This is a genomic window from Actinotignum sanguinis (assembly GCF_003957255.1).
In the GTDB taxonomy this organism is placed as follows: Bacteria; Actinomycetota; Actinomycetes; order Actinomycetales; family Actinomycetaceae; genus Actinotignum; species Actinotignum sanguinis.
Window position 1 is genome coordinate 31,217 of record NZ_QDIE01000001.1, and the last position, 22,004, is coordinate 53,220.

A 22,004-nucleotide genomic window follows, 5' to 3' on the forward strand; every position below is an offset into this window, starting at 1 on the left:
TTCGGTCCCGAAAATCCTCACCGTGCCTCGCGAGCAATTGGTGCTTACCTCAGGTGAGCCTTTAACCGAAAAGTGCGATAAGGGCCGCGGTCTGATGCACACCAAGTCCGCGTACGCGCCGGGAGGGAGCGATTCCGATATCAGCCATGGCCCGCGCGGCCTTGGCTTCACCGATACCGGGAAGTGCCCGCAGTAGTACGCTGGCACGGGTGCGTGCGATTACCGGGTCATCGCGCTGCGCCAAAACCTCCGAAAGGTGCAGCTGTCCGGATTTCAGTTGCTGCAAAAGTTCCGCGCGGCGCCGCCGTGTTTCGGCGGCCTTATCCAAAGCGGCGAGACGCTGCTCCAGAGTAAGTGGTGGTACCTCCACAGTGTCCCCTTTCTTGCGCATCAGATATGCCCTGGTGCTCATAACAATTCCGTCAACATCAGTCATAACGACGCTGACGCTACGAAACTTCTCTGTCTTGTTAGTAGCGTAGAGCGAAAAAGCCGTAAATAATATAAGGAGCCGCGCCCTTGTTTTTTATAAAACCATCGCGGCAGGTCAGCGCCGCGGCTTGTGACGAAGTTCGCGACGGGTAGGAGCATCCGAGTAGGCTACACCTATGGAAACAACTCGGATTGACGTCTGGCTATGGAGCGTGCGGCAGTGCAAAACTCGTTCCTTGGCTACGTCCGAATGCAAGGCGGGCCACGTGCGCATCAATGATGAACCAGTCAAGCCCGCCGCGAAGGTCCGCGTTGGTGATGTGGTGCGCTACCGGGTAGAAGGTTTTGATCGAATCCTCAAAGTTACCGGGATTATTACCAAACGGACGAGTGCGCCACTAGCTCGGGCAAATTATGAGGATCTCACCCCGGTGCGGGAGAAAGTTTATCTACCGGTCATGCGGCGTGATCCTGGGAGCGGCCGCCCCACGAAGAAAGAACGGCGCGAACTCGACCGCCTTTTCGGCCGCAATTCCAATTACGGCCGCCGGTAAGACTCCGGGAGCTCGGGCTTTTCCGAGAGCTCAGGAATTTTCGGGGGCGCGGGGATTCATCACTTTCGCTTAGCAGCACAAGCTGCCTGCCAAGCACAAAAAATGGCGGGTTTCCGTGAATTGATTTCACGGAAACCCGCCATTAGTTACTGGTGGCCGGGAGAAAATCTTATTCTTCCGCGCTGGCCCGGGCAGCTTCGGGATCATCTAGCTGGCCGGTGCGGATAGCGGCGATGAGGCCGGCCTCATCAGATTCCACAAGGTTACTTTCTTCGCCGGATTCCACCGCGTTAGCGGCGTCGTCGTTCTGAAGAATCGGTGCGCCGCCACTTTCCTCACGTTCGCGAATATCGGCAGCCTTATTGAGCACGCCCATAACGAAGCCGACGGAGCGATCCGTAGAGAATTCGCGTACGAGGTTCGTCCACTCCACAATGACGGCACCGCGGAAAGTCCCCAGGTACATGAGTTCGGCAACCGCACCGCGCAAAGCGCTGCGATCCACCGCGTTCATACGTTCGAGTGACCAATCCTCCGAGGAAGCCTCAATGAGGGTATCCACCTGCGAGATTTGCTGCGCGTAAGCCCTCACAATCTGCGAGCCAAATTCCCCGATGGGAACCTGTGCGGTAGAGACGCGCTGACGCTCAGCAAGAAGCTCGAGAATACCCGCTTCCGACGTGATGTTCTTTTCATCAGCTTCGAAAAGCACATCCAAGGCGCGATGACGCTGGGTGGAACGGCCTGTGGACCGGTGTTTCTTCTGTTTAGCCATTAGTCATTCGCCCGGGAAATGTATTCACCGGTGCGCGTATCAACCTTAATCTTGTCCCCAATATTGAGGAAGAGCGGCACCTGGAGTTCATACCCGGTCTGCACCGTAGCCGGCTTGGTACCCGCATTCGAGCGGTCGCCCTGGAGACCCGGTTCGGTTTCCGTCACTTCGAGAATCACCGAAGCGGGGAGTTCCACGAACAGCACATTACCTTCGTGGAAAGCAACAATGGCCTTCTGGTTTTCGAGCAGGAAGTTCGCCAGATTACCCATGACTTCAGCGGTGACCGGAACCTGTTCGTAGGTATCCTCATCCATAAAGATGAAATCAGTACCATCATGGTAGAGGTACTGCATATCGCGGCGGTCCACGGTGGCGGTTTCGACCTTAATACCCGCGTTGAGAGTGCGATCCACAGTCTTACCGGAGAGGACATTCTTCAGCTTAGTCCGCACAAAAGCAGGGCCCTTGCCCGGCTTGACGTGCTGGAACTCAACAACCTGCCACAGCTGGTTGTCGAATACCAGGACCATGCCATTCTTCAAATCATTGGTTGTTGCCACAAGGTATCCTTTCACAAATAGTCCTCCCCAAGTTTACACGGGGAGTTTCATCTTTGCGACGCAGCCGCTACGGTGCCATCACCTTTTCTGAGCGGTGCATCCACTGGGTGGCGGAGCCTTCACCTGGCGGTATCACCGCATTCATCCAGAGCCGCGCGAATCCGGCGCACTACCCGGTGTGGGGAACCCCCATCGGAGGTTACCGTCACGCTTGCCACATCACGATAGAGCGGAGTGCGCTCCCGGTCGAGTTCCCGCAACCGAAGCGCGGGATTATCCTCGAGGAGCGGACGGCGGGTCCGCGAACCGGTAATCCTTCGCACCAGGATATCCATACGCGCTTCGATGAGAACCACGGGATGGTGCCGTAGCGCTTGCCGGGTGGCTTCACTCAAAATAGCTCCTCCCCCCAGGGAAAGTACACCATCAAAATCCGCGAGGGTGCGCGCGATAATATCGGCTTCCAGCCTCCGGAATCCTTCTTCTCCCACCGTCTGGAAAATCTCCGGGATGCTCTGCCCCGTTTCGCTCACGATCAGAGCATCCGAATCGGCAAAGGGAAGGCCCAGATCTTTGGCCAGCAGCTTTCCCACGGTCGATTTGCCCACCCCAGGCATCCCGACCAACACTGCTCGCACGCTCATCGGCGTTCCTCCGGAATGCGCTCCAGGTAGGCGCGGACCGCCGCTCGGGTATCACCGAGGGTGTCTCCACCGAATTTATCCTGGATTGCTTCCGCGAGAACCAGCGCCATCATCGCTTCGCAGATAACCGCTCCGGGAACCACAGCACTTGCATCGCTGCGCTGGTGCAGTGCCGTTGCGGCTTCCCCGGTTTCAGTATCGATGGTGCGCAGGGCCCTCGGTACCGTGGAAATCGGTTTGAAAGCCACACGCACTCGGATCGTTTCGCCGTTGGACATGCCGCCTTCGATTCCACCCGCCCGGTTGGTCAGACGCCGCACCCCTGCTGCGGTGCGGACGATCTCATCATGGGCCTGGCTGCCGGGCCGGCCAGCGGTGGCGAATCCATCTCCGATTTCCACGCCTTTTACCGCTTGAATGGACATCATGGCGCGGGCCAGTTCCGCATCGAGCCTCCCGTAAGGTGTTGCGTAACTGCCCAGTCCTTGCGGCACGCCGTAGGCAAGAACTTCGACGACGCCGCCCAGGGTGTCTCCCGCGTTCTTCGCCCGATCAACTTCTTCCATCATGGCCTGGGCCACGGCCTCATCCAGGCAGCGCACCGGCGAGGCATCAAGAGCTGCGGCATCGGCCGGCCCGGGAACAGTCTCTGAGGTATCACTCACGCCACCGAGAGCCACCACGCGGGAAACGATGGTAATTCCAGCGCTTTGGCTCGCGTACTCGCGCGCGATAGCGCCCAGCGCCACCCGGGCCGCAGTTTCCCGAGCCGAAGCGCGTTCGAGGACGTTTCGAGCATCGCTGTGGTCGTACTTATTCATGCCGGTGAGATCGGCATGCCCGGGCCGGGGCGCGGTGAGGCGTTTATTCCGGGCAAGTTCTTGGTTATCTCCCCTCCCGGCATCACGCAGCAGTGCTTCGGGTGGAACCGGATCAACGGACATGACCGCTTCCCATTTGGGCCATTCGGAATTCTCAATAACGAGCGCGATGGGTGAACCGAGGGTGGATCCGTGCCGTAATCCGGTGAGGACGTGAAGCTTATCCTGCTCGAATTTCTGGCGGGCACCGCGCCCATAGCCGAGCCGGCGGCGGGCCAATTGATCCCGAATGGTATCCGAACTCAGGCTCAGGCCCGCTGGAATTCCCTCAATAAGCGCCACGAGGGCTGCTCCGTGGGATTCCCCCGCTGTTGACCACCGAATCATGCGCGTCCTTCCCCGTTCCTATGTTCATAAGTCCCGTTACGTATCCCGGCCACCCGTGCTGTTAGCACAGAGCTCACGGATCCCGGTTCACCCGCCATGGCCCGGAAGTGCCGGGATGCAGGCGCCTCCCTATCCTAGCCCGGCCAGCCACGCGAGGGCGCCACCGCCCATGAGCCACGGCCCGAGCGGAATGGAATCATCCACGGTGAGCCGGGCGCTCAGCACCCGCACCGCGGCAAAGATACCCGCGCCCACGAGGCTCATAAGCAGGCCGAGCCCAAGGCGCGGCCCCGTCCACCACCCCAGCACGATGAGCATTTTGACATCACCCCATCCGAGCTGGGCAAAACGATGCACCACGTAACCACCGAGGCCAGCCACGGCTCCAATAGCACTATCCTCCCACTGCCCTCGCAGCGCGATGCCCGTAAGCGCAGCTCCCCCGGCCGCCGCCAGCAGCGGATCAGGAAGGAGTTGCACCCGCGAGTCCACGACCGCGGCAAGAGCCAGGCATGCCCCGCTTACCGCCTCGCAAAGGAGCGCGAGCATACCGGCACCCAGCAGCGCTCCGGCGCCCGGGAACACCCCGGCAGAATTACCGGCACCCGTATCAATAACCGGGCTACCGCCCCCAAGTGCACCCACCGAACGTGACCACCCCAGCCCCGCCCAGCACAGGCTCACACCCACGACGAGCAACACCGCTACCGCCGGGCTGAGAGCGCCCCGCAGGATACGTTCACGGGAAAAGAAGTTCATGCGCTCAGATTACGGATGCCCACGTATCGGGGCGATGCCACGCCTGCGCCCTGTGGATAGCAGGGCCGCGCGAGCAACCTGGGGATAAATTCCGGCACCGCCGCATCGATACATGCCAGATTCGCGCTGCGCCGTCGTACCTATGCGCAGCTACGCTAGTGGTCCTTTTTCTCTCCGTCCGGGTGAGCGGCGTACCATTCGCGGAACTCAGCCTGGAAACGCATCTGCTCCTCGTAATCGGCCGTGAACTTCGTTTCCCCGGTTTCCAGATTAACGGTGGTGAAATAGAGCCAATTGCCTTCCGCCGGATTGACAGCCGCTTCAATGGCTTGTACCCCGGGCGCCCCGATAGCGGTGGGCGGTAGGCCCTTGACACGGTAGGTGTTATACGGATTATCCGCGTCCAATTCCGCCCGCGTGGGCACCCCGCCGGATTTGCCTACCCCGTAGAGCACGGTGGAGTCCATCTGCAGGCGCCCGGCTACTTCCGGCGCATTATCCCCGAGCCGGTTCTCAATGACTCGGGCGACCTTCGGGTAATCGGCCGGGTGCCCTTCACGTTCCACGATAGAAGCGGTGGTGAGCACTGCTTGCCACCGGCTCCGCTCTGCCCCACTGGCTTCTAGGCGCCCAACCTGGACTTCCACCATCTGCTGGAGCGCCTCGGTCACCGTGGTATTCGGATCAAAATCGTAGGTGGCGGGCGCCAGCCAGCCTTCCACATTCCCGCCGGCTTCCGCAGGCAGACCAATAGCTGCGGCGTCGTTCATCGCATCTTCGACCACCCCGACATCGATGTCCATAAGATTGCCGAGCCGGTCACGCACCTGCCATTTGGTAAAGCCTTCGGGAATCGTCACTTTAATCGTGGCGGCATTAGCCGGATCCAGCAGGGCGGAAAGAGCCGCGGAAGCGGACATCTGCTCGCGCAGCGTATACGCCCCGGCCTGGATGCCCGTGGAGCGCGGATCACGGGAAAAGACATCGATAAATGCGCCTTCGGTGGCAACAATATTTTTTTCGGCGAGTACCGCTGCGATCTGCCGCCCGGTAGCCCCTTCCGGAATCCGCACCACCACCTGGCCGGTTCCTTCTCCGCTGTAGTCGCGCACGGTATCGGAGCTGTGCAGCAAGCGCGGGAAGAAAATAACAGCCGCCGCGGTGAGCGCGGTAACAAGAAGAACGGTAATGATCCCGGTGGTGATCCTCTTGCGGCGCCGCAGCCGGGCCCGCTCCGTACGCCGCGCGGCCGCCCGGCGCCTCGCCTCCGCGGCATTGCGGCCTTCCGAATTTCGGCCCGATGAGTTGCGCCCCGCCGGCATCCGCCCGGAACTTCCGCGCCCCTGGGCACCGCGCCCGTGCGGCTGGCTTCCGCGTGCACCGCCCCGCGGCACACTCGCCCCGTGAGAGCTTCGCCGCGCGCCCGATTGGCGACGGCGCGGGGTATCGGCGTCGTCCGCACTCAAGCGGTCAAAAACGTCACTCATTATCGCCTTTCGCTTCGGTACTCGCCGCCACGAGTTCGCCGGCCGGTGCGCCGGTGAGCCTCTCTGCTTCCAACGCATTATTAAGAATAACGGTCGCCGCGACCTGGTCAACAACGGCGCGGTGGCTCCGCGAGCTGCGCCCGGCCTCGTGCAATTGGGCATGGGCGGCCACCGTGGAGAGCCGCTCGTCGAATAAACGCACCGGAACCGGAGCGATACGCCGGGCTAAACGCCGCGCCCACCTGCGCGAATACTTCGCGGAGGAGCCTTCACTCCCATCCATATTGCGCGGCAAACCCACGATAACTTCAATGGCGCCGCGCTCGCGCACCTCGCGAGCAACTTCACTCACGTCCGTGCCGTTCGCCCGGAGCGTGGCGACCGGAGTGGCGAGGATGCCGTCGCTATCGCAACTGGCCACGCCGGTACGCGCCCGTCCTACGTCCACTCCGATCCGCACGCCTCGCCGCATTAGCCGCGCAGCTCCGCTTCCAGAACCGCGAGGGCTTCATCCAGCTTCGTCACATCCGAACCGCCGCCCTGCGCGAGATCCGGCTTACCGCCACCGCCCCCGCCCAGGATCTTCGCCGCGCGCGAAACCAGTGCCCCGGCCTTCAGACCGGCCGTACGTGCCGCCTCGGAAGCCGCCACCACAATAAGGGGACGCCCGTTGCTAACTCCGGTAATAATGATGACGAAATCATCGGACGGTGCCAACCGCCCGCGGATCTCCGTGGCGAGCACGCGCAGGTCATCCGCACTCTCCACCACGCCGAGGTGGGCACGGTAGAGCGCGCGATCACCCAGGTGCACGCCCTGGGAAATAACCGTGTCAACCTGCCCCACAATATCTTTCTGGCGCAGCGCCGCGATTTGTTTTTCAGCCGCCTTGAGCTTGCCGAGCATCGTGTCGATGCGCTCGGGAAGCTCCTCCGGGCGCACCCCCATCATCGCGGTGAGCTGCGAAACCAGCGCGCGTTCACGCGCCCCTTGCGCGTAGGCACTTTCGCCCACGAGCGCATCAATACGGCGCACTCCCGAACCGATGGAGGATTCACCCAGGACGGTAATCATCCCGATTTCACCGGTATTCGCCACGTGGGTGCCGGCGCAGAATTCCCGCGACCAGGCATCGTCAATGGAAACCACCCGCACGATATCGCCGTATTTCTCCCCGAAGAGCATCTGCGCCCCGAGTTTCTTGGCTTCTTCAATCGGGTATTCCGCCCACGTAACTTCCAGGTTGTCCTGGAGGCGTTCATTGGCGCGCGCCTCAATCTGCGTCATCACGTCCACCGGGATTTGCGAACCGTGGCGGAAATCGAAACGCAGCCGCGAGGGGGCATCTTCGGAGCCCGCCTGGGTGGCCTGCTCACCAATAAATTCGTGGAGCACCTTGTGAATCATATGGGTAGCGGTATGCGCCTGGGCAATCCGATGGCGGCGTAGGGTATCGATCTGCGCGTGGACAATATCGCCCACCGCGATGGTCCCTTCGGTCAGCGAGCCGCGATGCACGTGCAAGCCCTTGACGGGTGCCTGCACGTCTACGACGTCGAACATACCGCCCCCGGCTACGCTGATGGTGCCGTGATCGGCAAGCTGCCCACCCATTTCGGCGTAGAACGGGGTCTTGTCCAAAATAACATCAGCATCGGAGGGAGCCGTGACCGCAGGTACCGGCACCCCGTTTTCAAGGATCGCCACCACGCGCGCTTCCGCGGCCTTTTCAAAGTATCCGAGGAACGAGGTGGGCCCACCCTGCGCGTCGAGAATCTCGTGGTACACGTGCGCGTCCACGTGCCCGGTTTTCTTTGCCTGGGCATCGGCGCGCGCCCGCTCGCGCTGCTCGGTCATGAGGGCCCGGAAGCCCTTTTCGTCCACGGCCACGCCCTTCTCAGCCGCCATTTCGAGCGTGAGATCAATGGGGAACCCGTAAGTATCATGCAGCGTGAAAGCGGCCGATCCGGGAATAATGACCTTGCCGGTATGGGGCGCGTTTGTCGCGGAATCCACGGCCGCCGCGAAAATCTGTTCACCGGTAGCCAGGGTGCGCCGGAAAGCGGCTTCTTCTTCCACCGCCACCTGGTGAATCTGCCCGAAGTTCGCCTCCAGATCGGGGTAGGACTCCTTCATGGCATTCTTCGAGGTTTCCACCAGGTCACCGAGGACCGCGGCATCCACCCCGAGCAAGCGGACCGAACGAATGGCGCGCCGCATAAGCCGGCGCAGTACGTAGCCGCGTCCGTCGTTGCCCGGGCGCACGCCGTCGTTAATAAGCATCATGGCCGAGCGCACGTGGTCAGCGATAACGCGCATGCGAACGTCGTCTTCTTCGTTCGCGCCGTAGGTACGCCCGGTGAGTTCCTGGGTGCGGGCGATAACCGGCCACACCTCATCGGTTTCGTACATATTATTTTTGCCCTGGAGCAGGAAGGCGATACGCTCCAGGCCCGCACCGGTATCGATGGCGGTTTGGTCCAGCTCCCCGAGCAGCGGGTAGTCACTGCCGGAGCCTTCTCCGCGCCGATACTGGTCGAAAACGAGGTTCCACACTTCCAGGTAGCGATCCCCGCCCGGGTCCACGGTTCCGCCCACCGCATCCGGGCCGTATTCGGGCCCGCGGTCATAATGAATTTCCGCGCAGGGTCCGGCCGGTCCAGGCTGGCCCGTGGACCAGAAAATTTCTTCCCGGGTCAGCTTGACGATATGGGCCGGATTCACGCCTACCTCAACGAGCTTCGCGAAGGAGACTTCATCTTCTTCCCAGATGGTCACCCACATCCGCTCGATATCCAGGCCGTAGCCGCCTTCCTCCAGCGGCGCGCACAGCAGCCCGAAGGCCAGGTCGATAGCGCCTTCCTTGAAGTAGTCCCCGAAGGAGAAATTGCCGCACATCTGGAAGAACGTACCGTGCCGCGTGGTTTTGCCAACGTTATCGATGTCGTTCGTACGGATGCACTTCTGTACCGAGGCTACCCTCGGCCACGGAGCTCGCTGAGTTCCCACGATATAAGGAATGAAGGGAACCATGCCGGCAATCGTGAACAAAATGGAAGGATCGGGCGACACGAGGGGCACGGACGGCTCAATATGATGGTCGTGCTTCGCGAAGTAATCCAGCCAGCGCCGGCGAATCTCAGCGGTGCGCATACGTATTTGTCTCCTTATGGCTTATGTGGCCGTTCCGACCACGCACCTATGGTACAGGCTCTCCCGCCCGGTATTTTCGAGGCACAGGCGGGAGTGGCTTATTTTTTACGACGACGCCGCAGCTGCTCGCGGGGGCACTATAAAAGCAGCGGCGGGCATCGCTCTCACATAGCTATCAAAAAACTATGAAACAAAGAAAGGGCACACCTTTCCGGGTGCACCCTTCCTCAAGTCCCACATCTTTAGCGGGAGTAGTATTCGACGATCATCTGGACGTCAGCCTGGACCGGAACTTCCACGCGGCGCGGGCGGCGCACCAGGGTGAACTTCAGCTTCTCCAGGTCAACATCGAGATATTCGGGAACCGCGGGGAGCACATCGCGGTGCGCGCCCTGCGCTGCCACGAGGAACTGCGGGGAAGCCTGCGACTTCGGCTTGACCTGCACCACCTGGCCCGGGGTCACGCGGTAGGACGGGAGGTTGACGATCTTGCCGTCTACCATGACGTGGGAGTGGCCCACAACCTGACGAGCCTGGGCGATGGTACGCGCGAAACCTGCGCGCAGCACCAGGGCATCCAGGCGCATTTCCAGCAGCTCGACGAGGTTTTCACCGGCCAGACCATCCTGGCGGCGCGCTTCTTCCCAGACGCGGCGCATCTGCGCTTCGCGGATGCCGTACTGGGCGCGCAGGCGCTGCTTTTCCTTGAGACGGACCGAGTAGTCGGAATCCTTGGTGCGGCCGCGGCCGTGCTCACCGGGACGGTAGGGGCGGCGCTGCATATAGCGCTCGGCCTTCGGGGTGAGGGCGATGCCCAGGGCGCGCGACTGACGCACGGCCTTACGAGAACGATTTCCTGCCATTGATAATCTCCTGTAGATGTACGTTCCAGCGCCGGGCGGCGCCGGTTCGGGGCCAACACAATCGGCTAAGACCCCAGGTGTTACTTCTCGCAAAGCAACCGAACTAGTGTATCAGTTCTCCCGGTCGAGCACCTCGCGGTTATGCGCCAACCTCGGGGTGATATTCGCCTCGTAGCCGCGGGTGGTGGGTTCGTAATAGCGAGTGCCTTCCAAGCCCTCCGGCATAAATTGCATGGGGGCAATCCCTTCCTCGTAGTCGTGGGCGTACCGGTATCCTTCCCCGTAGCCTTGGGCAGCGGCACCTTTGAACGAGGCATTGCGCAGCGCGAGGGGCACCGGGGCGCTTTTCCCGGCCCGCACATCGGCAATGGCAGCGTTGATAGCGCGGTAGGCCCGGTTTGATTTCGGTGCGGTGGCCAGGTGGACCACGGCTTCCGCGAGGATAATCCGCGCCTCGGGCATACCCACCAGCGCAACGGCCTGCGCCGCCGCGGTAGCGGTTTGCAGCGCGGAAGGATCGGCCATCCCCACATCCTCGGCGGCGGAAATCATGAGACGGCGCGCGATGAACCGCGGGTCCTCCCCCGCTTCTAGCATGCGTGCAAGATAGTGCATAGCCGCGTCCACATCCGAACCGCGGATCGACTTAATAAAAGCGGAAATCACCTGGTAGTGTTCATCGCCATCGCGGTCGTAGCGCACGGTGGCGCCATCGGCGGCGCGGGCCACATCCTCCACGCTCACCCGGTGTTCCCCGCGAGCACGGGCCCCGTCCACCGCGGCTTCCAGAAGGGTGAGGCTGCGCCGCCCGTCCGCTCCGGCCAGGCGCACCAGATTGTATTCCGCATCGTCGTCGAGAGTATATGCCCCGCCCAGCCCGCGCTCACTGGTGAGGGCCCGGTTGATGATGGCGCGGATATCGGCGTCGTTCAAACCCCGCAGCGTGACGAGAAGCGAGCGCGAAAGCAGCGGTGCCACCACGGAAAAGGCCGGATTTTCGGTGGTCGCGGCCACCAGAATCACCCACCCGTTTTCCACGGCCGGTAGCAGCGCATCCTGCTGCGTTTTCGAGAAGCGATGCACCTCATCAATAAAAAGCACGGTTTCGGTACCGTTGCTCACCAGCTTGCGCCGGGCGCTTTCCACCGCGGCCCGCACGTCTTTCACCCCGGCGCTCACCGCGGATAGCTCAATAAAATCGCGGTGCCCGGAGCGAGCAATAAGATACGCGAGAGTTGTTTTCCCAACCCCCGGCGGTCCCCATAAAAATACGGACGACGGCGCAGACCCGGCCTCCGCGTCGATGAGGCGGCGCAAGGGCGCGCCGCGGGCGAGCACCTCATCCTGACCGACCACCTCGGCGGCCGTGCGCGGGCGCATGCGCACCGCCAGCGGGCCGGTGTCGGAATCGGGTAACCCGCGAGAATCAACTTGGCTGCTTTCAAAGAGATCCACCCTCCCAGTTTACGGGCTCAGCACGCAGGCTCACGCTCCGCTATGGGCGCCTACCGCAGAAGCTCCAGTTCAAGCGTTCAAAGATGGCTTAAAAACCGCTACTTTTCGGGAAAATGAGCGATAATAGGAGCATGACAGAGTTGTTAGCGCGTGCCTCTATTCGCCACCCGTGGAGAGTCATCATCACCTGGATATTGTGCGCCGTTGCTGCCGGTTTCGCCGCGCTGTCAGGTTTCGGCCAGGGAGGCCTATTCTCCCGCATGTCCTCCACCCAGGGCCTCACCACCGGTACGGAATCCGCTCGAGTCCTGGAACTCACCGATTCCCAGGGCGATTACCGCATGGTGGCCGCCATCCACGGCGCCGCAAATCCGCAGGAGCTTACCGCTGCCGTCGCTGATCTCAGTGAGGAGATCGCGAAAATCCCCGGGGTGGCCAGCGCCCTGAGTTCACCTTCCCTCGTGCGGGAAGCTGAAGCGGAAGGCGCAACCAAGGCTGAGGAGCAGGCGCGCGCCGAATATCAGAAGGCCGCCGCCGCGGCCCAGCAGCAGCTCGCCACCCAAATTGAGGCCGCCACCGCGCAGCTCATGCGCGCTGGAATGCCGCGCGAAGCAGCTCAGGCCCGCGCCACCCAGGAAGTGAGCGCCGCGGCCGCCGCGGCCCAGGCGGGCCAACCCAGCGAAGAAGAGGTCATTGCCTCCGCTCGTGAAGAAGGCATCGCCACCGCGCGCACCCAGGCCCGCGCGGAAACAGCCGGTTTGCGCGCCGCGGACGGTTTCGCCCTCGTCATCACATTCACCTCGGATGCGCCTACCGAAGCTACCGAAGCTCGGGTGCAGGAAACGCTTGATACTTTTGCATCCACCCACGCTGTCCAGGTGGATGCCACCTCCGCGAATGCGGCGATGACCGCCATTAACGATGTAGCCCGTCACGATCTGGTGCGCGGGGAAGCTATCGGCCTCCCGGTCGCCCTCATCCTCATGGTGCTGGTCTTTGGCGGTCTCCTCACCGCTCTTATGCCGCTGGCCGGGGCCATTGTTGCCATCATTATTACCCTGGGCGGAGTCTGGCTCCTCACCTTCGTGGCCGATGTGGATTCCTTCGTACTCAACGTGGTTTCCATTATTGGCTTGGCGCTCTCCATTGACTACGGCCTGCTGGTGGTCTCCCGCTACCGCGAAGAAATCACCCGCGGTATTGAAAAACGCTACGGGCTGGGAGCCAAACCGGAGAAAAAGGAACTGGCCACCATTATGGAAGGGGCGCTAGCCACCACGGTCCGCACCGCCGGGCGCACCGTGATCTTCTCCGCCGTCACCATTGCTTTCGCCATTGCCGGGCTGCTGGCCTTCAATTCCCGCATTATTCGGGTGATAGCCATGGGCGGTTTCGTCGTCGTGCTCCTCGCGGTTATTTCCGCAGTTAGTTTGGTGCCGGCCCTTTTGCGTATTGCCGGGCCGCGACTGGCCCAGCCGTCCGCGCTCGCGAAAATCCCCGGCCTGGGCCACCTGATGCGCGCGGTGGGTGATACCCATACCGATCACGGGGTATTCTCCCGTATCGCGAGCTGGGTGCAGCGGCGCCCGTGGGTCATTATGACTGTGGTGGCCGCCATCCTCGTGGTCATGATTATTCCCATTAAGGACACCACTTTACGCACGGATACCAGTGAATATATTCCGGTAACCTCCTCGCCGGGCACCACCCAGGAGATTCTGGAACGTGATTACCCGGATTTGAGCCAGCCGGCCATTACCGTCCTGGTCAAGGGCGATGATGCCGCCCTGCGCGAGCAATCAGAGTGGATCGCCGGGCTGCCGGAGGTTTCCAAGGTCGGGGAATCCACGAAAATGGATAACGGCTGGCATAATCTCGGAGTATTTGTTAACGGTGGGGATCCTACCTCCGCCCAGGCCAGTAATACCGTTCGCGATATCCGCACCCATGCGGAAAGCGTCGCGAATACGGAGATTCTGGTAGGTGGGAGCGCGGCTATCCAGATTGATTTCAACCAGGTATTGCGCGAGGGCGCACCTATTGCTTTCAGCGTGGTGCTGCTCGCCGTGCTGATTTTGCTCTTCCTCATGACCGGTTCGGTGCTCATCCCCCTCAAGGCCATCATTATTAATTCGCTCTCTCTGGTGGCCTCCCTCGGGCTGACCGCCTTCCTCTTCGATAACGGCCTGCTGGGTCTGCCGGAAACCGACGGGCTGACCGCGGTGGTAGTGGCTTGCGGCCTGGCATTCGGATTCGGGCTTTCCATGGATTACGAAGTGTTCTTGGTGGCCCGCATGAAGGAATACTGGGATGCTGGTGAATCCAATGACCGGGCAGTCTCGCTCGGCTTGCAACGCTCGGGGCGAATTATTACGTCCGCGGCCGCGATTATCGTGGCGGTCTTCGTGGGCTTCTGCTTCGGGCAGATGCTCGCGATCAAGGAAGTTGGGGTGCTGCTAGCCATCACCGTCATCGCGGATACCAGCCTCAGCCGTATCCTCCTGGTTCCGGCCACCATGACGGTACTGGGCAAGTGGAATTGGTGGGCGCCGCGCTGGCTTTCGCGTATTTACCAGCGTTTCGGGGTGTCCGAAGGCGGGCACCGCACCCTCGAGCACCACGAACCGGCCCAAGCCGCGGCCATCGCGCCGGAAAAATACCCCGCGAATATCGCGCCGGCAAGCGCCAGCACCGCGACTGCGGTGCCGCGCGGGAGGCACGCCGCGCCATAATGGAGGCATGTCTGAGATCAATCACCTGAATCTGGCCGAACTACTGGGCATTACCTGGTTGCAGGCCGGTGCTATCGCGGTGGCCACCTGCCTGATGTACCTTTTCCTCGTGGTGATTTTGCGGGCTCTGGGGCAAAACGTGGTGAGCCGGCTTTCCACCTCGGATATGGCGGCCGTCGTCGTTATCGGGGCAATCGCGGGGCGCGTGACGCTCGGGCATACCCCCACCCTGGCCGGCGGTATCGTCGCCCTTCTCACCCTGTTCTTCATGCAGGCGCTGCTGCGATTTATCGCGCTCTCGCACCGCGGAGAAGCCTGGGTGCACGCGCGGCCCGTCGTTATCTGGGCGCACGGGGAGCTCACCCCTGCCGCCCGGCGCCATTCCACCACCACGGAAGAAATCATGATGGCTTTGCGTTTGCGCGGGGTTGCGTGTGTGGACGACGTCGCCGCTGTCATCCTCGAGCCGAACGGGCAGCTATCGGTACTGACCGGGCCAGCCAATACGCTTGATCCGCGCCTGCTCGCGGGTGTGAAAGACGCCGAGCGCATCTAGTACGCCCGGCGTCTTCCCGGTAAATCCGCTAGTTTCACAGCCACCGCCTACGCGGCGGCCGAGCCGTTATTTCGCGTTGGCTGCACCGACCGCAGCGGCCTCCTCCGTGATCGGGGCACCGGTCGCGGCATCCACCGCGCCAGAGCGGGCCTTCGGGGTGGCATCCACACCGGCTTCCTTACGCTGCTGCGCGGTGATTTCCGCGGGAGCGTCCGTGAGGGGATCCCAGCCGTTGCCGATCTTCGGGAAAGCGATCACATCGCGGATCGACGGGGCTTTGACCAGCAGGGAGACAATACGATCCCAGCCGAACGCAATGCCGCCGTGCGGGGGCGCACCGAATTTGAAAGCCTCGAGGAGGAAACCGAATTTCTCCTCGGCGGCTTCCTTATCGATACCCATGACCTTGAAGACGCGCTCCTGGATATCACGGCGGTGGATACGGATGGAACCGCCGCCGATCTCATTGCCATTGCAGACGATATCGTAAGCATTTGTGAGCGCACCGGCCGGATCGGTATCGAAGGTATCCAGGTGTTCGGGCTTGGGCGCCGTGAAAGCGTGATGAACCGCGGTCCAGCGCGACCCAAGAGCCACATCGCCTTCCGCCGCGGCCTGGGAGGCCGGCTTGAACATAGGGGCGTCCACCACCCACACAAAGGCCCAGGCATCCTCATCAATAAGGCCTACCCGCTGGCCAATCTCCAACCGGGCCGCGCCCAGAAGTTCGCGGGAGAAAGTCGGCTCACCGGCAGCGAAGAAGATGCAATCCCCGGGCTTCGCGCCGGTGACCTCAGCCAGGCCGGCACGTTCCGCCTCGGTAATATTCTTGGCCACCGGGCCGCCCAGAGTGCCATCCTCCGCGATTGTGACGTAGGCCAGACCGTGCGCCCCGCGTGCCTTCGCCCATTCCTGCCACTTATCGAAGGTGCGCCGCGGCTGGGAGGCCCCGCCGGGCATAACTACCGCGCCCACATAAGGGTTCTGGAAAACTCGGAAGGTGGTGTCCTTGAAGTACTCGGTCAGGTCAATAAGTTCCAACCCGAAGCGCAGGTCCGGCTTATCCGAACCGTACTTTTCCATGGCGTCCTTGAAGGTCATCCGGGGAATCGGGGTGGCCAGGTCATAGCCGATGAGCTTCCAGATCTCGCGCAGCACTTCTTCGGCCACCGCGATAACGTCATCCTGGTCAACGAAGCTCATCTCCACGTCCAGCTGGGTGAACTCCGGCTGCCGGTCCGCGCGGAAATCTTCATCGCGGTAGCAGCGGGCAATCTGGTAGTAGCGTTCCATCCCGCCCACCATGAGCAGCTGCTTAAAGAGCTGCGGGGACTGCGGTAGTGCGTACCAGGTTCCCGGATTAAGGCGCGCCGGCACAATGAAATCGCGCGCACCTTCCGGGGTGGAACGGGTGAGGGTCGGGGTTTCAATCTCCACGAAATCATGGCCGTCCAGCACCCGGCGAGCAGCCTGATTCACCTTCGCGCGCAAGCGCAGCGCCTTCTGTTCGTAAGAGCGCCGCAAATCCAGGTAGCGGTACTTGAGGCGAATATCTTCGGAAACCTTGCCGGAGCCTTCGGCATGATCGGAGACCTGGAAGGGCAGGGCTTCGGCGGGGCTAAGGACCTCAACGTCCGTGGCCTCCACCTCGATCTCTCCCGTAGCCAGGGCCGCATTCGCATTGCCCTCCGGCCGTTCGCGCACAATCCCGGTCACCTTAATGCAAAATTCGTTACGCAACTCGTGCGCAATTTCTTCGCGGACGGTCACCTGTGCGATACCCGAAGCATCGCGCAGATCAATAAAGGCGATACCCCCGTGGTCACGGCGGCGATCCACCCACCCGGTCAGCGTCACTTCGCTGTCAATATCACTTGCTCGCAGCGAGCCTGCATAACGAGTACGTAACACGCTTTTGTCACTCTTTCTTGTCGTGGGAAACGGCTAGACGGGCCGTTCTGAGGCACCTGCGAGACGAGCAAGCACCGGCTCCATGGTAGAACCCGCAGCGCACTCGGGGCAAAAGTTAGGCCCATGTGCTACGGTGGCACACACCACCGTCTTTCTTGAGCTCCGCCTCTTTCTTTCTCCCCCCTCCCGCTGGTGTAATTGATCTAATGAGCAGGTATCTATCTCCGGAGCGCGAACGCCTTTTCCGTATTTTTTCCGTCGGCTTTATTTCGCTCGTTGCTTTTGAGAGCATGGCGGTCACCACGGCCATGCCCACCGTTGCCCGTGCCTTCAACGGCCAGAATCTCTACGCCCTCGCGCTCGGCGTGGTACTTGCTGCCCAGCTCATGACGACGGCGCTCGCCGGGGAATGGTCCGATTCCAAAGGCCCGCATTCCTGCCTCTACACCGGCGTTGTGCTTCTCACCGTGGGGCTCACAATCTGTACCATCTCCCCCAGCATGGAAATTTTCGTGGCCGGGCGTGCCATTCAGGGCCTGGGCGGCGGGCTCATTATTGTGCCCTTCTATACCATCGTGGGCAATAGCGTGCAGCCGCGCCGTCGCCCCGGATTCTTCACTGCTTTCGCCGCAGCCTGGGTTCTCCCCTCGCTTTTCGGGCCCCTGCTCGCCGGAATTATCGTCGAGGCAATGTCCTGGCGCTGGATTTTCGGATTCGTCCCCGCCACCATCCTGCTCATCGGCCCCTTCTTCTTTATCGGAATGAATAAAATCCCCGATATCGACCGCGTAAAGAAGCCGATGAATATTCGCACCATGGTGGTTCCGGCTTTCGGTACCGGCGCTCTGGTGGCGTGCTTGCAAATTATGAGCGGGGCGACGTCGCATAACGCACGCACCTTCGCGATTATTGGCGTATGTGCCTTTGCCCTGGTGTTCTGCGCCCGCCCGCTCTTCCCGCGCGGAACCTTCCGCGGAGTGCGCGGACTACCCGCAACGATCGCCACCCGCGTCCTCCTGGGTACTTTCACGGCCATTGAGATGTTCCTACCGCTGCTGCTCCAGGATGTGCACGGGTGGAGCCCGGTGGAAGCCGGTCTCATTTTATCGGTCGGCTCAATTACCTGGGCGGTTGGATCGTATTTCTCCGGGCGGATTACCAATGCGGCGTTGCGCCTGCGCCTGCCGCTATGGGGCTCGATTACCGACGCCATCGGGTTGGCCCTGGTATTAGCCGGCTCACACCACGCCCTTCCCGGAAGTCTCGTCATTCTTGGCTGGGCCATCGCGGGTATCGGATGCGGTTTTGCTTTCCCCGCGCTGAGCGTGCACGCGCTCGCCTGCACCTCCCAAGCTGGCCAAGGGCGCACCTCCTCGGCGCTCCAGGTGGCCGATTCCATGGGGACTTCACTCGTTGCCGCAATAATTGGCATTATTTATTCCGTTATTACGCCGCCGCAGGATATTGCGCTGATGGCAGGAATCGCGGTGTCCATCGCGCTGACTATTGCCGGTGCCGTGGTGGCCAGTCGCATTGTGCCACCCGCGGGAAGTGAGGCCGCAGCCAATCTTGCCGAATCGCAGCGCCTGAGTGGCGTGGGTCCGGGCGGGGAAAAGCTGAGTGGATCGGATATGCTCAGCGAGGAACCTGGGCCGGGCAGGAACTAATCCCCTGGTCCGAACTAATCCCCGGGTATCGCGCTGCGGTACACCGCGCCCGCGCGCCCCGTTCCGAACAGAGGGCAAGCTCACCGCGCATATCCACCGCCGGGCTTGCGCCCCGGAGTAAACTAGTAGCGGCGCGTTTGCGCCCCCTGTGCCTATGTTAGGAATTCATGTCTGAACATCTCGGTGAACACACGCCGTCTGATTCTTCCTCCACCGCCACTCCGGCGACTTTCGCTGACCTCGGGCTTTCCGAGGAAACACTCACCGCTATTCATGCTCTCGGCTTTGAACACCCCTCCCCGATCCAGGAACAGGCCATTCCGCTCCTGCTGAGCGGGCGGGACGTTATCGGCGTCGCCCAAACAGGAACGGGGAAAACTGCGGCGTTCGGTTTGCCGCTCCTGGAACGGGTGGATACTAGCAGCGCCGTCGTACAAGCACTTGTGCTCGCCCCCACGCGCGAACTCGCGCTCCAGGGCGCGGACGCCATTGAATCTTTTGCCCGCGGCACGGATACCAAGGTGCTGGCTGTGTACGGTGGTTCGCCCTACCCGCCGCAGCTGCGCGCCCTTGAAAACGGCGTGCATGTGGTGGTGGGCACGCCCGGGCGCATTATGGATCTCATTGATCGCGGCGCGCTTGTGCTCGATCACGTTTCCTACTTCGTTTTGGACGAAGCCGACGAAATGCTGCGCATGGGCTTCGCGGAGGACGTGGAAAAGATCGCCTCGGATCTGCCCGCGGAGCGCGTCTCGGCGCTTTTCTCCGCTACGATGCCTCCCGCGATTCGCCGCGTGGCGGATTCTCATCTGCACGACCCGGAGGAAATTACTGTTACTCCCCCGGCTTCGACGGTTGCGAATATTACCCAGGAGTTCGCCGTGGTTCCGGCCCGCCGCAAGGTGGGTGCCCTCGCCCGAGTACTCGCGGTTTCTGAGGCCGACGCCGCCCTCGTCTTCGTGCGCACCCGCGCCACCGCCGAGGACTTGGCGATTGAGCTGGGTACCCGCGGGGTGGCCACCGCGGCGCTGTCCGGCGACGTCGCCCAAAAGGATCGCGAACGCTTGGTCTCGCGCCTGCGCGACGGCACCCTGGATGTTCTTATCGCCACGGACGTGGCCGCGCGCGGCCTGGACGTGGAACGCATCGGGCTGGTTGTCAATTTTGATGTGCCGCGCGAAGCCGATACCTACGTGCATCGCATCGGCCGCACCGGCCGCGCTGGCCGCGAGGGTCGCTCACTCACGTTCGTGACTCCGAAGGAACTGCCGCGCCTGCGCCGCATCGCGAAGACCACCAAATCGAAGATGGAAGAAATCGATCTTCCCACCCCGGCCGAGGTTTCGAAACTGCGCGCCGCCAAACTTATGGAGCAGGCTCGCACCCGTTTCGATGCCGGGCGCCTGGGGGTCTACCGCGAGGTACTCGAGCAATTCTTGGCCGCGCAACAAGAGGAGCAGCAGCTTAAGAACGACGACGCCGCAGCCTCCTCCGCTCCCCTCCCCACGGGCGAGGACGTTACCGAAGTAGCGAGTGACGCTCCCGAGCCGATGAGCCTCGAGGATATTATCGTTGCCCTGCTGGCCTTGGGCGTGCGCGATCCTGGACCTTCCGCGGATGAAGAGGAAAGCTTCACCGGGGAGGATAGCCGCGATTCCTTCAAGAAGAAGCGTCGCGAAGCTCGTGAATTCAAGGGCGGGAAGCGTTACCGCATCGAGGTCGGGCATAAGGATCGGGTGCGGCCGGGAGCTATCGTTGGCGCACTCACCCACGAAGGTGGCCTGCGCGGTTCGGACCTGGGTCATATCGATATTTATCCCACGTTCTCGCTGGTGGAAATCGGGGTGCCGCTTTCTCCGGAAGCCCGCCGGCGCATTTCCGAAGCCCAGGTTTCCGGGCGAGCCCTGCGTATCTCCGAGGACAGCGGTGCTCCCACCGCGCGCCGTGGGAGTTACGGCCGTTCGGATCGGGCCGGCCGTTCGGATCGCACCGCGCGCGGGGATCGGCGCGGGCGCGGGCGCGGCAGCTTCAACCGCGGCGACGAGGGTGAGTACGGTTCGGATTACCGGTCTGAGCGGCGCTCAGACCGGCGCCATGACCGGCATGATCGCGGGGAACGGCGCGGCGGACGCGGATGGCGTCGCTCATAAGTGTCGCCGCTTAGTGTTCACGCGCTGGTAACCTTCTCCCGGTAAAGTGGTGGTGGGCTGGATAAACTTTCACCCACTACCACGCTTCTGAGGAGAATTCCATGCGTAAAATCTTTGCCGGTTTGGCGGCGCTCTGCACCGCGATCACTCTAACAGCCTGCTCCAACGGTTCCGGAAAGGATGCCGCGCCCTCTCGTGATGAGATCGTAGCCGGGCTGAACCAAGGATTCAGTGCCGCTATCAAGGAGACGGGCACGTCGGCCCCGGCCGGCCTTCAGGAAGCTATGCTTTCTAACTTTGTTGAATGCATAGCCGATGGCGCTATCGAACAGGGTGTTTCTGCGGAGGGGCTCAAGATCCTTGCCACGGGTGACGCTGAAAAATTTAATGACGTTCCTAAACAGGACGATGAGCTTCTCCAAAAAATCACCGAAGGTTGCGTGACGAAGCTCGTTGGCCAGCCCCAGGGCTAAGCCCACGCCTTATTACCCATTTTTGCTACCCGCGCCTTAGGCGGTATACCTCACGCGGGCAGCCCGCGGGTGAATGCCGCGTAGCTGATAGTATCTACTTGTTTTATTCCGCGTGGAAATGAGTGAAGATGCGTAAATTTTTGGGCGGCGTTGCCGCGGTATGCCTCGTGGTGAATCTGGCCGCTTGTTCGGGTAAGAGCGATACATCGGAATCGGCTACGCCGGCTCCGGAAACGTCGGTAGCCGCGTCGGCACAGGCCGCGCCGTCGGCACCGGTTGAAACCTCCGCTGAGCCTGCCGCGCCGATCACCGATAAGGGCCCGGCAGCTATCGCAACGGATGGTCCGGCACCTAGCCGCGATGAGGTGAGCGCCGGTATGCTCGCCGCTACTTCGGAGTTACTCAAGAACACGCAGGATATTCCGGAAGCTCAAAAGGCACTGCTCCCCCAGCTGGTGGAGTGCACTGTTGATGAAGGGCTCAGCCGTGGCCTTTCCGAGCAGGGCCAGCGTAATATCGCCGCGCAGGTCCTTTTGCTCTCCCAGGAAGACCAGGCCATTATGGGCGAAGCAGCCAAGGTCTGCGGGGAAAAATTCGGGGCTAACTAACCACTAGTTATTCT

Annotated in this window: 19 protein-coding genes; 7 read left to right on the forward strand and 12 right to left on the reverse strand. The window is 61.9% G+C overall.

Going from position 1 to position 22,004, the window contains the following annotated elements:
- Window positions 1–61 precede the first annotated feature (61 nt).
- The gene (gene mihF / locus DDD64_RS00130) at window positions 62–370 is read right to left on the reverse strand and encodes an integration host factor, actinobacterial type (RefSeq protein ID WP_126134563.1); all 309 of its coding nucleotides are present in this window, start codon (window positions 368–370) and stop codon (window positions 62–64) included.
- A gap of 238 nt (window positions 371–608) precedes the next feature.
- Here mihF and DDD64_RS00135 point away from each other — a divergent pair, with 238 nt between their 5' ends.
- Window positions 609–986: an RNA-binding S4 domain-containing protein gene (locus DDD64_RS00135; RefSeq protein WP_126134478.1), complete on the forward strand. Its 378-nt coding sequence runs from the start codon at window positions 609–611 to the stop codon at window positions 984–986.
- A gap of 169 nt (window positions 987–1,155) precedes the next feature.
- On the opposite strand, the gene DDD64_RS00140 is transcribed toward DDD64_RS00135, so the two are convergent.
- The 10 genes from DDD64_RS00140 to DDD64_RS00185 form a co-directional block, all read right to left on the reverse strand.
- A complete protein-coding gene (locus tag DDD64_RS00140; protein WP_126134479.1) occupies window positions 1,156–1,761 on the reverse strand; it encodes a transcription antitermination protein NusB in 606 nt (201 codons plus the stop codon).
- Window positions 1,761–2,324, reverse strand: coding sequence for an elongation factor P (gene efp, locus DDD64_RS00145; RefSeq protein WP_016442826.1), 564 nt, complete (start codon window positions 2,322–2,324; stop codon window positions 1,761–1,763). Before efp ends, DDD64_RS00140 begins: the two co-directional genes overlap by 1 nt.
- A gap of 119 nt (window positions 2,325–2,443) precedes the next feature.
- Complete coding sequence (locus tag DDD64_RS00150) at window positions 2,444–2,968, reverse strand: shikimate kinase (RefSeq protein ID WP_126134480.1); 525 nt, start codon at window positions 2,966–2,968, stop codon at window positions 2,444–2,446.
- Window positions 2,965–4,176 carry a chorismate synthase gene (gene aroC / locus DDD64_RS00155; protein WP_126134481.1) on the reverse strand — a complete coding sequence of 404 codons (1,212 nt, stop codon included), beginning with the start codon at window positions 4,174–4,176 and terminating at the stop codon, window positions 2,965–2,967. Before aroC ends, DDD64_RS00150 begins: the two co-directional genes overlap by 4 nt.
- A gap of 129 nt (window positions 4,177–4,305) precedes the next feature.
- Window positions 4,306–4,935, reverse strand: coding sequence for a prepilin peptidase (locus DDD64_RS00160; protein WP_126134482.1), 630 nt, complete (start codon window positions 4,933–4,935; stop codon window positions 4,306–4,308).
- 155 nt (window positions 4,936–5,090) lie between these two features.
- Window positions 5,091–6,422 carry an endolytic transglycosylase MltG gene (gene mltG / locus DDD64_RS00165; RefSeq protein ID WP_126134483.1) on the reverse strand — a complete coding sequence of 444 codons (1,332 nt, stop codon included), beginning with the start codon at window positions 6,420–6,422 and terminating at the stop codon, window positions 5,091–5,093.
- Window positions 6,415–6,894: a Holliday junction resolvase RuvX gene (ruvX, locus tag DDD64_RS00170; RefSeq protein WP_126134484.1), complete on the reverse strand. Its 480-nt coding sequence runs from the start codon at window positions 6,892–6,894 to the stop codon at window positions 6,415–6,417. The genes mltG and ruvX overlap by 8 nt, the downstream gene beginning before the upstream one ends.
- Complete coding sequence (gene alaS / locus DDD64_RS00175; RefSeq protein WP_126134485.1) at window positions 6,894–9,575, reverse strand: alanine--tRNA ligase; 2,682 nt, start codon at window positions 9,573–9,575, stop codon at window positions 6,894–6,896. Before alaS ends, ruvX begins: the two co-directional genes overlap by 1 nt.
- Before the next feature lie 242 nt (window positions 9,576–9,817).
- Window positions 9,818–10,438: a 30S ribosomal protein S4 gene (rpsD, locus tag DDD64_RS00180; protein ID WP_016442833.1), complete on the reverse strand. Its 621-nt coding sequence runs from the start codon at window positions 10,436–10,438 to the stop codon at window positions 9,818–9,820.
- 111 nt (window positions 10,439–10,549) lie between these two features.
- Window positions 10,550–11,893: a replication-associated recombination protein A gene (locus DDD64_RS00185; RefSeq protein WP_126134486.1), complete on the reverse strand. Its 1,344-nt coding sequence runs from the start codon at window positions 11,891–11,893 to the stop codon at window positions 10,550–10,552.
- Between the two features lie 131 nt (window positions 11,894–12,024).
- Here DDD64_RS00185 and DDD64_RS00190 point away from each other — a divergent pair, with 131 nt between their 5' ends.
- Both DDD64_RS00190 and DDD64_RS00195 read left to right on the forward strand, forming a co-directional pair.
- Window positions 12,025–14,625, forward strand: coding sequence for an MMPL family transporter (locus tag DDD64_RS00190; RefSeq protein WP_241227311.1), 2,601 nt, complete (start codon window positions 12,025–12,027; stop codon window positions 14,623–14,625).
- 7 nt (window positions 14,626–14,632) lie between these two features.
- Entirely contained in the window at window positions 14,633–15,181 is a 549-nt protein-coding gene (locus DDD64_RS00195) for a DUF421 domain-containing protein (RefSeq protein ID WP_126134488.1), read from the forward strand.
- Window positions 15,182–15,247: 66 nt separating this feature from the next.
- Here the strand turns inward: DDD64_RS00195 and aspS are convergent, their stop codons facing one another.
- Window positions 15,248–17,092 carry an aspartate--tRNA ligase gene (gene aspS, locus DDD64_RS00200; protein WP_126134489.1) on the reverse strand — a complete coding sequence of 615 codons (1,845 nt, stop codon included), beginning with the start codon at window positions 17,090–17,092 and terminating at the stop codon, window positions 15,248–15,250.
- A 206-nt stretch (window positions 17,093–17,298) separates the two neighbouring features.
- Between aspS and DDD64_RS00205 the strand changes: the two genes are divergently transcribed.
- The 4 genes from DDD64_RS00205 to DDD64_RS00220 all read left to right on the forward strand — a co-directional run bounded on the left by DDD64_RS00205 (window position 17,299) and on the right by DDD64_RS00220 (window position 21,990).
- On the forward strand, window positions 17,299–18,759 hold the full coding sequence (locus DDD64_RS00205; protein ID WP_126134490.1) for an MFS transporter: 1,461 nt from the start codon (window positions 17,299–17,301) through the stop codon (window positions 18,757–18,759).
- Window positions 18,760–18,926: 167 nt separating this feature from the next.
- Complete coding sequence (locus DDD64_RS00210) at window positions 18,927–20,909, forward strand: DEAD/DEAH box helicase (protein WP_126134491.1); 1,983 nt, start codon at window positions 18,927–18,929, stop codon at window positions 20,907–20,909.
- 101 nt (window positions 20,910–21,010) lie between these two features.
- The gene (locus DDD64_RS00215) at window positions 21,011–21,382 is read left to right on the forward strand and encodes a hypothetical protein (protein WP_126134492.1); all 372 of its coding nucleotides are present in this window, start codon (window positions 21,011–21,013) and stop codon (window positions 21,380–21,382) included.
- 128 nt (window positions 21,383–21,510) lie between these two features.
- Window positions 21,511–21,990 (forward strand): hypothetical protein, encoded by a 480-nt coding sequence (locus DDD64_RS00220; RefSeq protein WP_126134493.1) that lies wholly within the window; start codon window positions 21,511–21,513, stop codon window positions 21,988–21,990.
- Window positions 21,991–22,004 lie beyond the last annotated feature (14 nt).

Bases quoted from the DNA above. Each gene is read 5' to 3' on its own strand.
- rpsD (WP_016442833.1), bottom strand. From the start codon at position 10,438: ATGGCAGGAAATCGTTCTCGTAAGGCCGTGCGTCAGTCGCGCGCCCTG.
- DDD64_RS00140 (WP_126134479.1), bottom strand. From the start codon at position 1,761: ATGGCTAAACAGAAGAAACACCGGTCCACAGGCCGTTCCACCCAGCGT.
- DDD64_RS00150 (WP_126134480.1), bottom strand. From the start codon at position 2,968: ATGAGCGTGCGAGCAGTGTTGGTCGGGATGCCTGGGGTGGGCAAATCG.
- DDD64_RS00220 (WP_126134493.1), top strand. From the start codon at position 21,511: ATGCGTAAATTTTTGGGCGGCGTTGCCGCGGTATGCCTCGTGGTGAAT.
- DDD64_RS00210 (WP_126134491.1), top strand. From the start codon at position 18,927: ATGTCTGAACATCTCGGTGAACACACGCCGTCTGATTCTTCCTCCACC.
- mltG (WP_126134483.1), bottom strand. From the start codon at position 6,422: ATGAGTGACGTTTTTGACCGCTTGAGTGCGGACGACGCCGATACCCCG.
- DDD64_RS00135 (WP_126134478.1), top strand. From the start codon at position 609: ATGGAAACAACTCGGATTGACGTCTGGCTATGGAGCGTGCGGCAGTGC.
- DDD64_RS00215 (WP_126134492.1), top strand. From the start codon at position 21,011: ATGCGTAAAATCTTTGCCGGTTTGGCGGCGCTCTGCACCGCGATCACT.
- ruvX (WP_126134484.1), bottom strand. From the start codon at position 6,894: ATGCGGCGAGGCGTGCGGATCGGAGTGGACGTAGGACGGGCGCGTACC.
- DDD64_RS00195 (WP_126134488.1), top strand. From the start codon at position 14,633: ATGTCTGAGATCAATCACCTGAATCTGGCCGAACTACTGGGCATTACC.
- alaS (WP_126134485.1), bottom strand. From the start codon at position 9,575: ATGCGCACCGCTGAGATTCGCCGGCGCTGGCTGGATTACTTCGCGAAG.
- DDD64_RS00190 (WP_241227311.1), top strand. From the start codon at position 12,025: ATGACAGAGTTGTTAGCGCGTGCCTCTATTCGCCACCCGTGGAGAGTC.
- DDD64_RS00160 (WP_126134482.1), bottom strand. From the start codon at position 4,935: ATGAACTTCTTTTCCCGTGAACGTATCCTGCGGGGCGCTCTCAGCCCG.
- aroC (WP_126134481.1), bottom strand. From the start codon at position 4,176: ATGATTCGGTGGTCAACAGCGGGGGAATCCCACGGAGCAGCCCTCGTG.
- DDD64_RS00205 (WP_126134490.1), top strand. From the start codon at position 17,299: ATGAGCAGGTATCTATCTCCGGAGCGCGAACGCCTTTTCCGTATTTTT.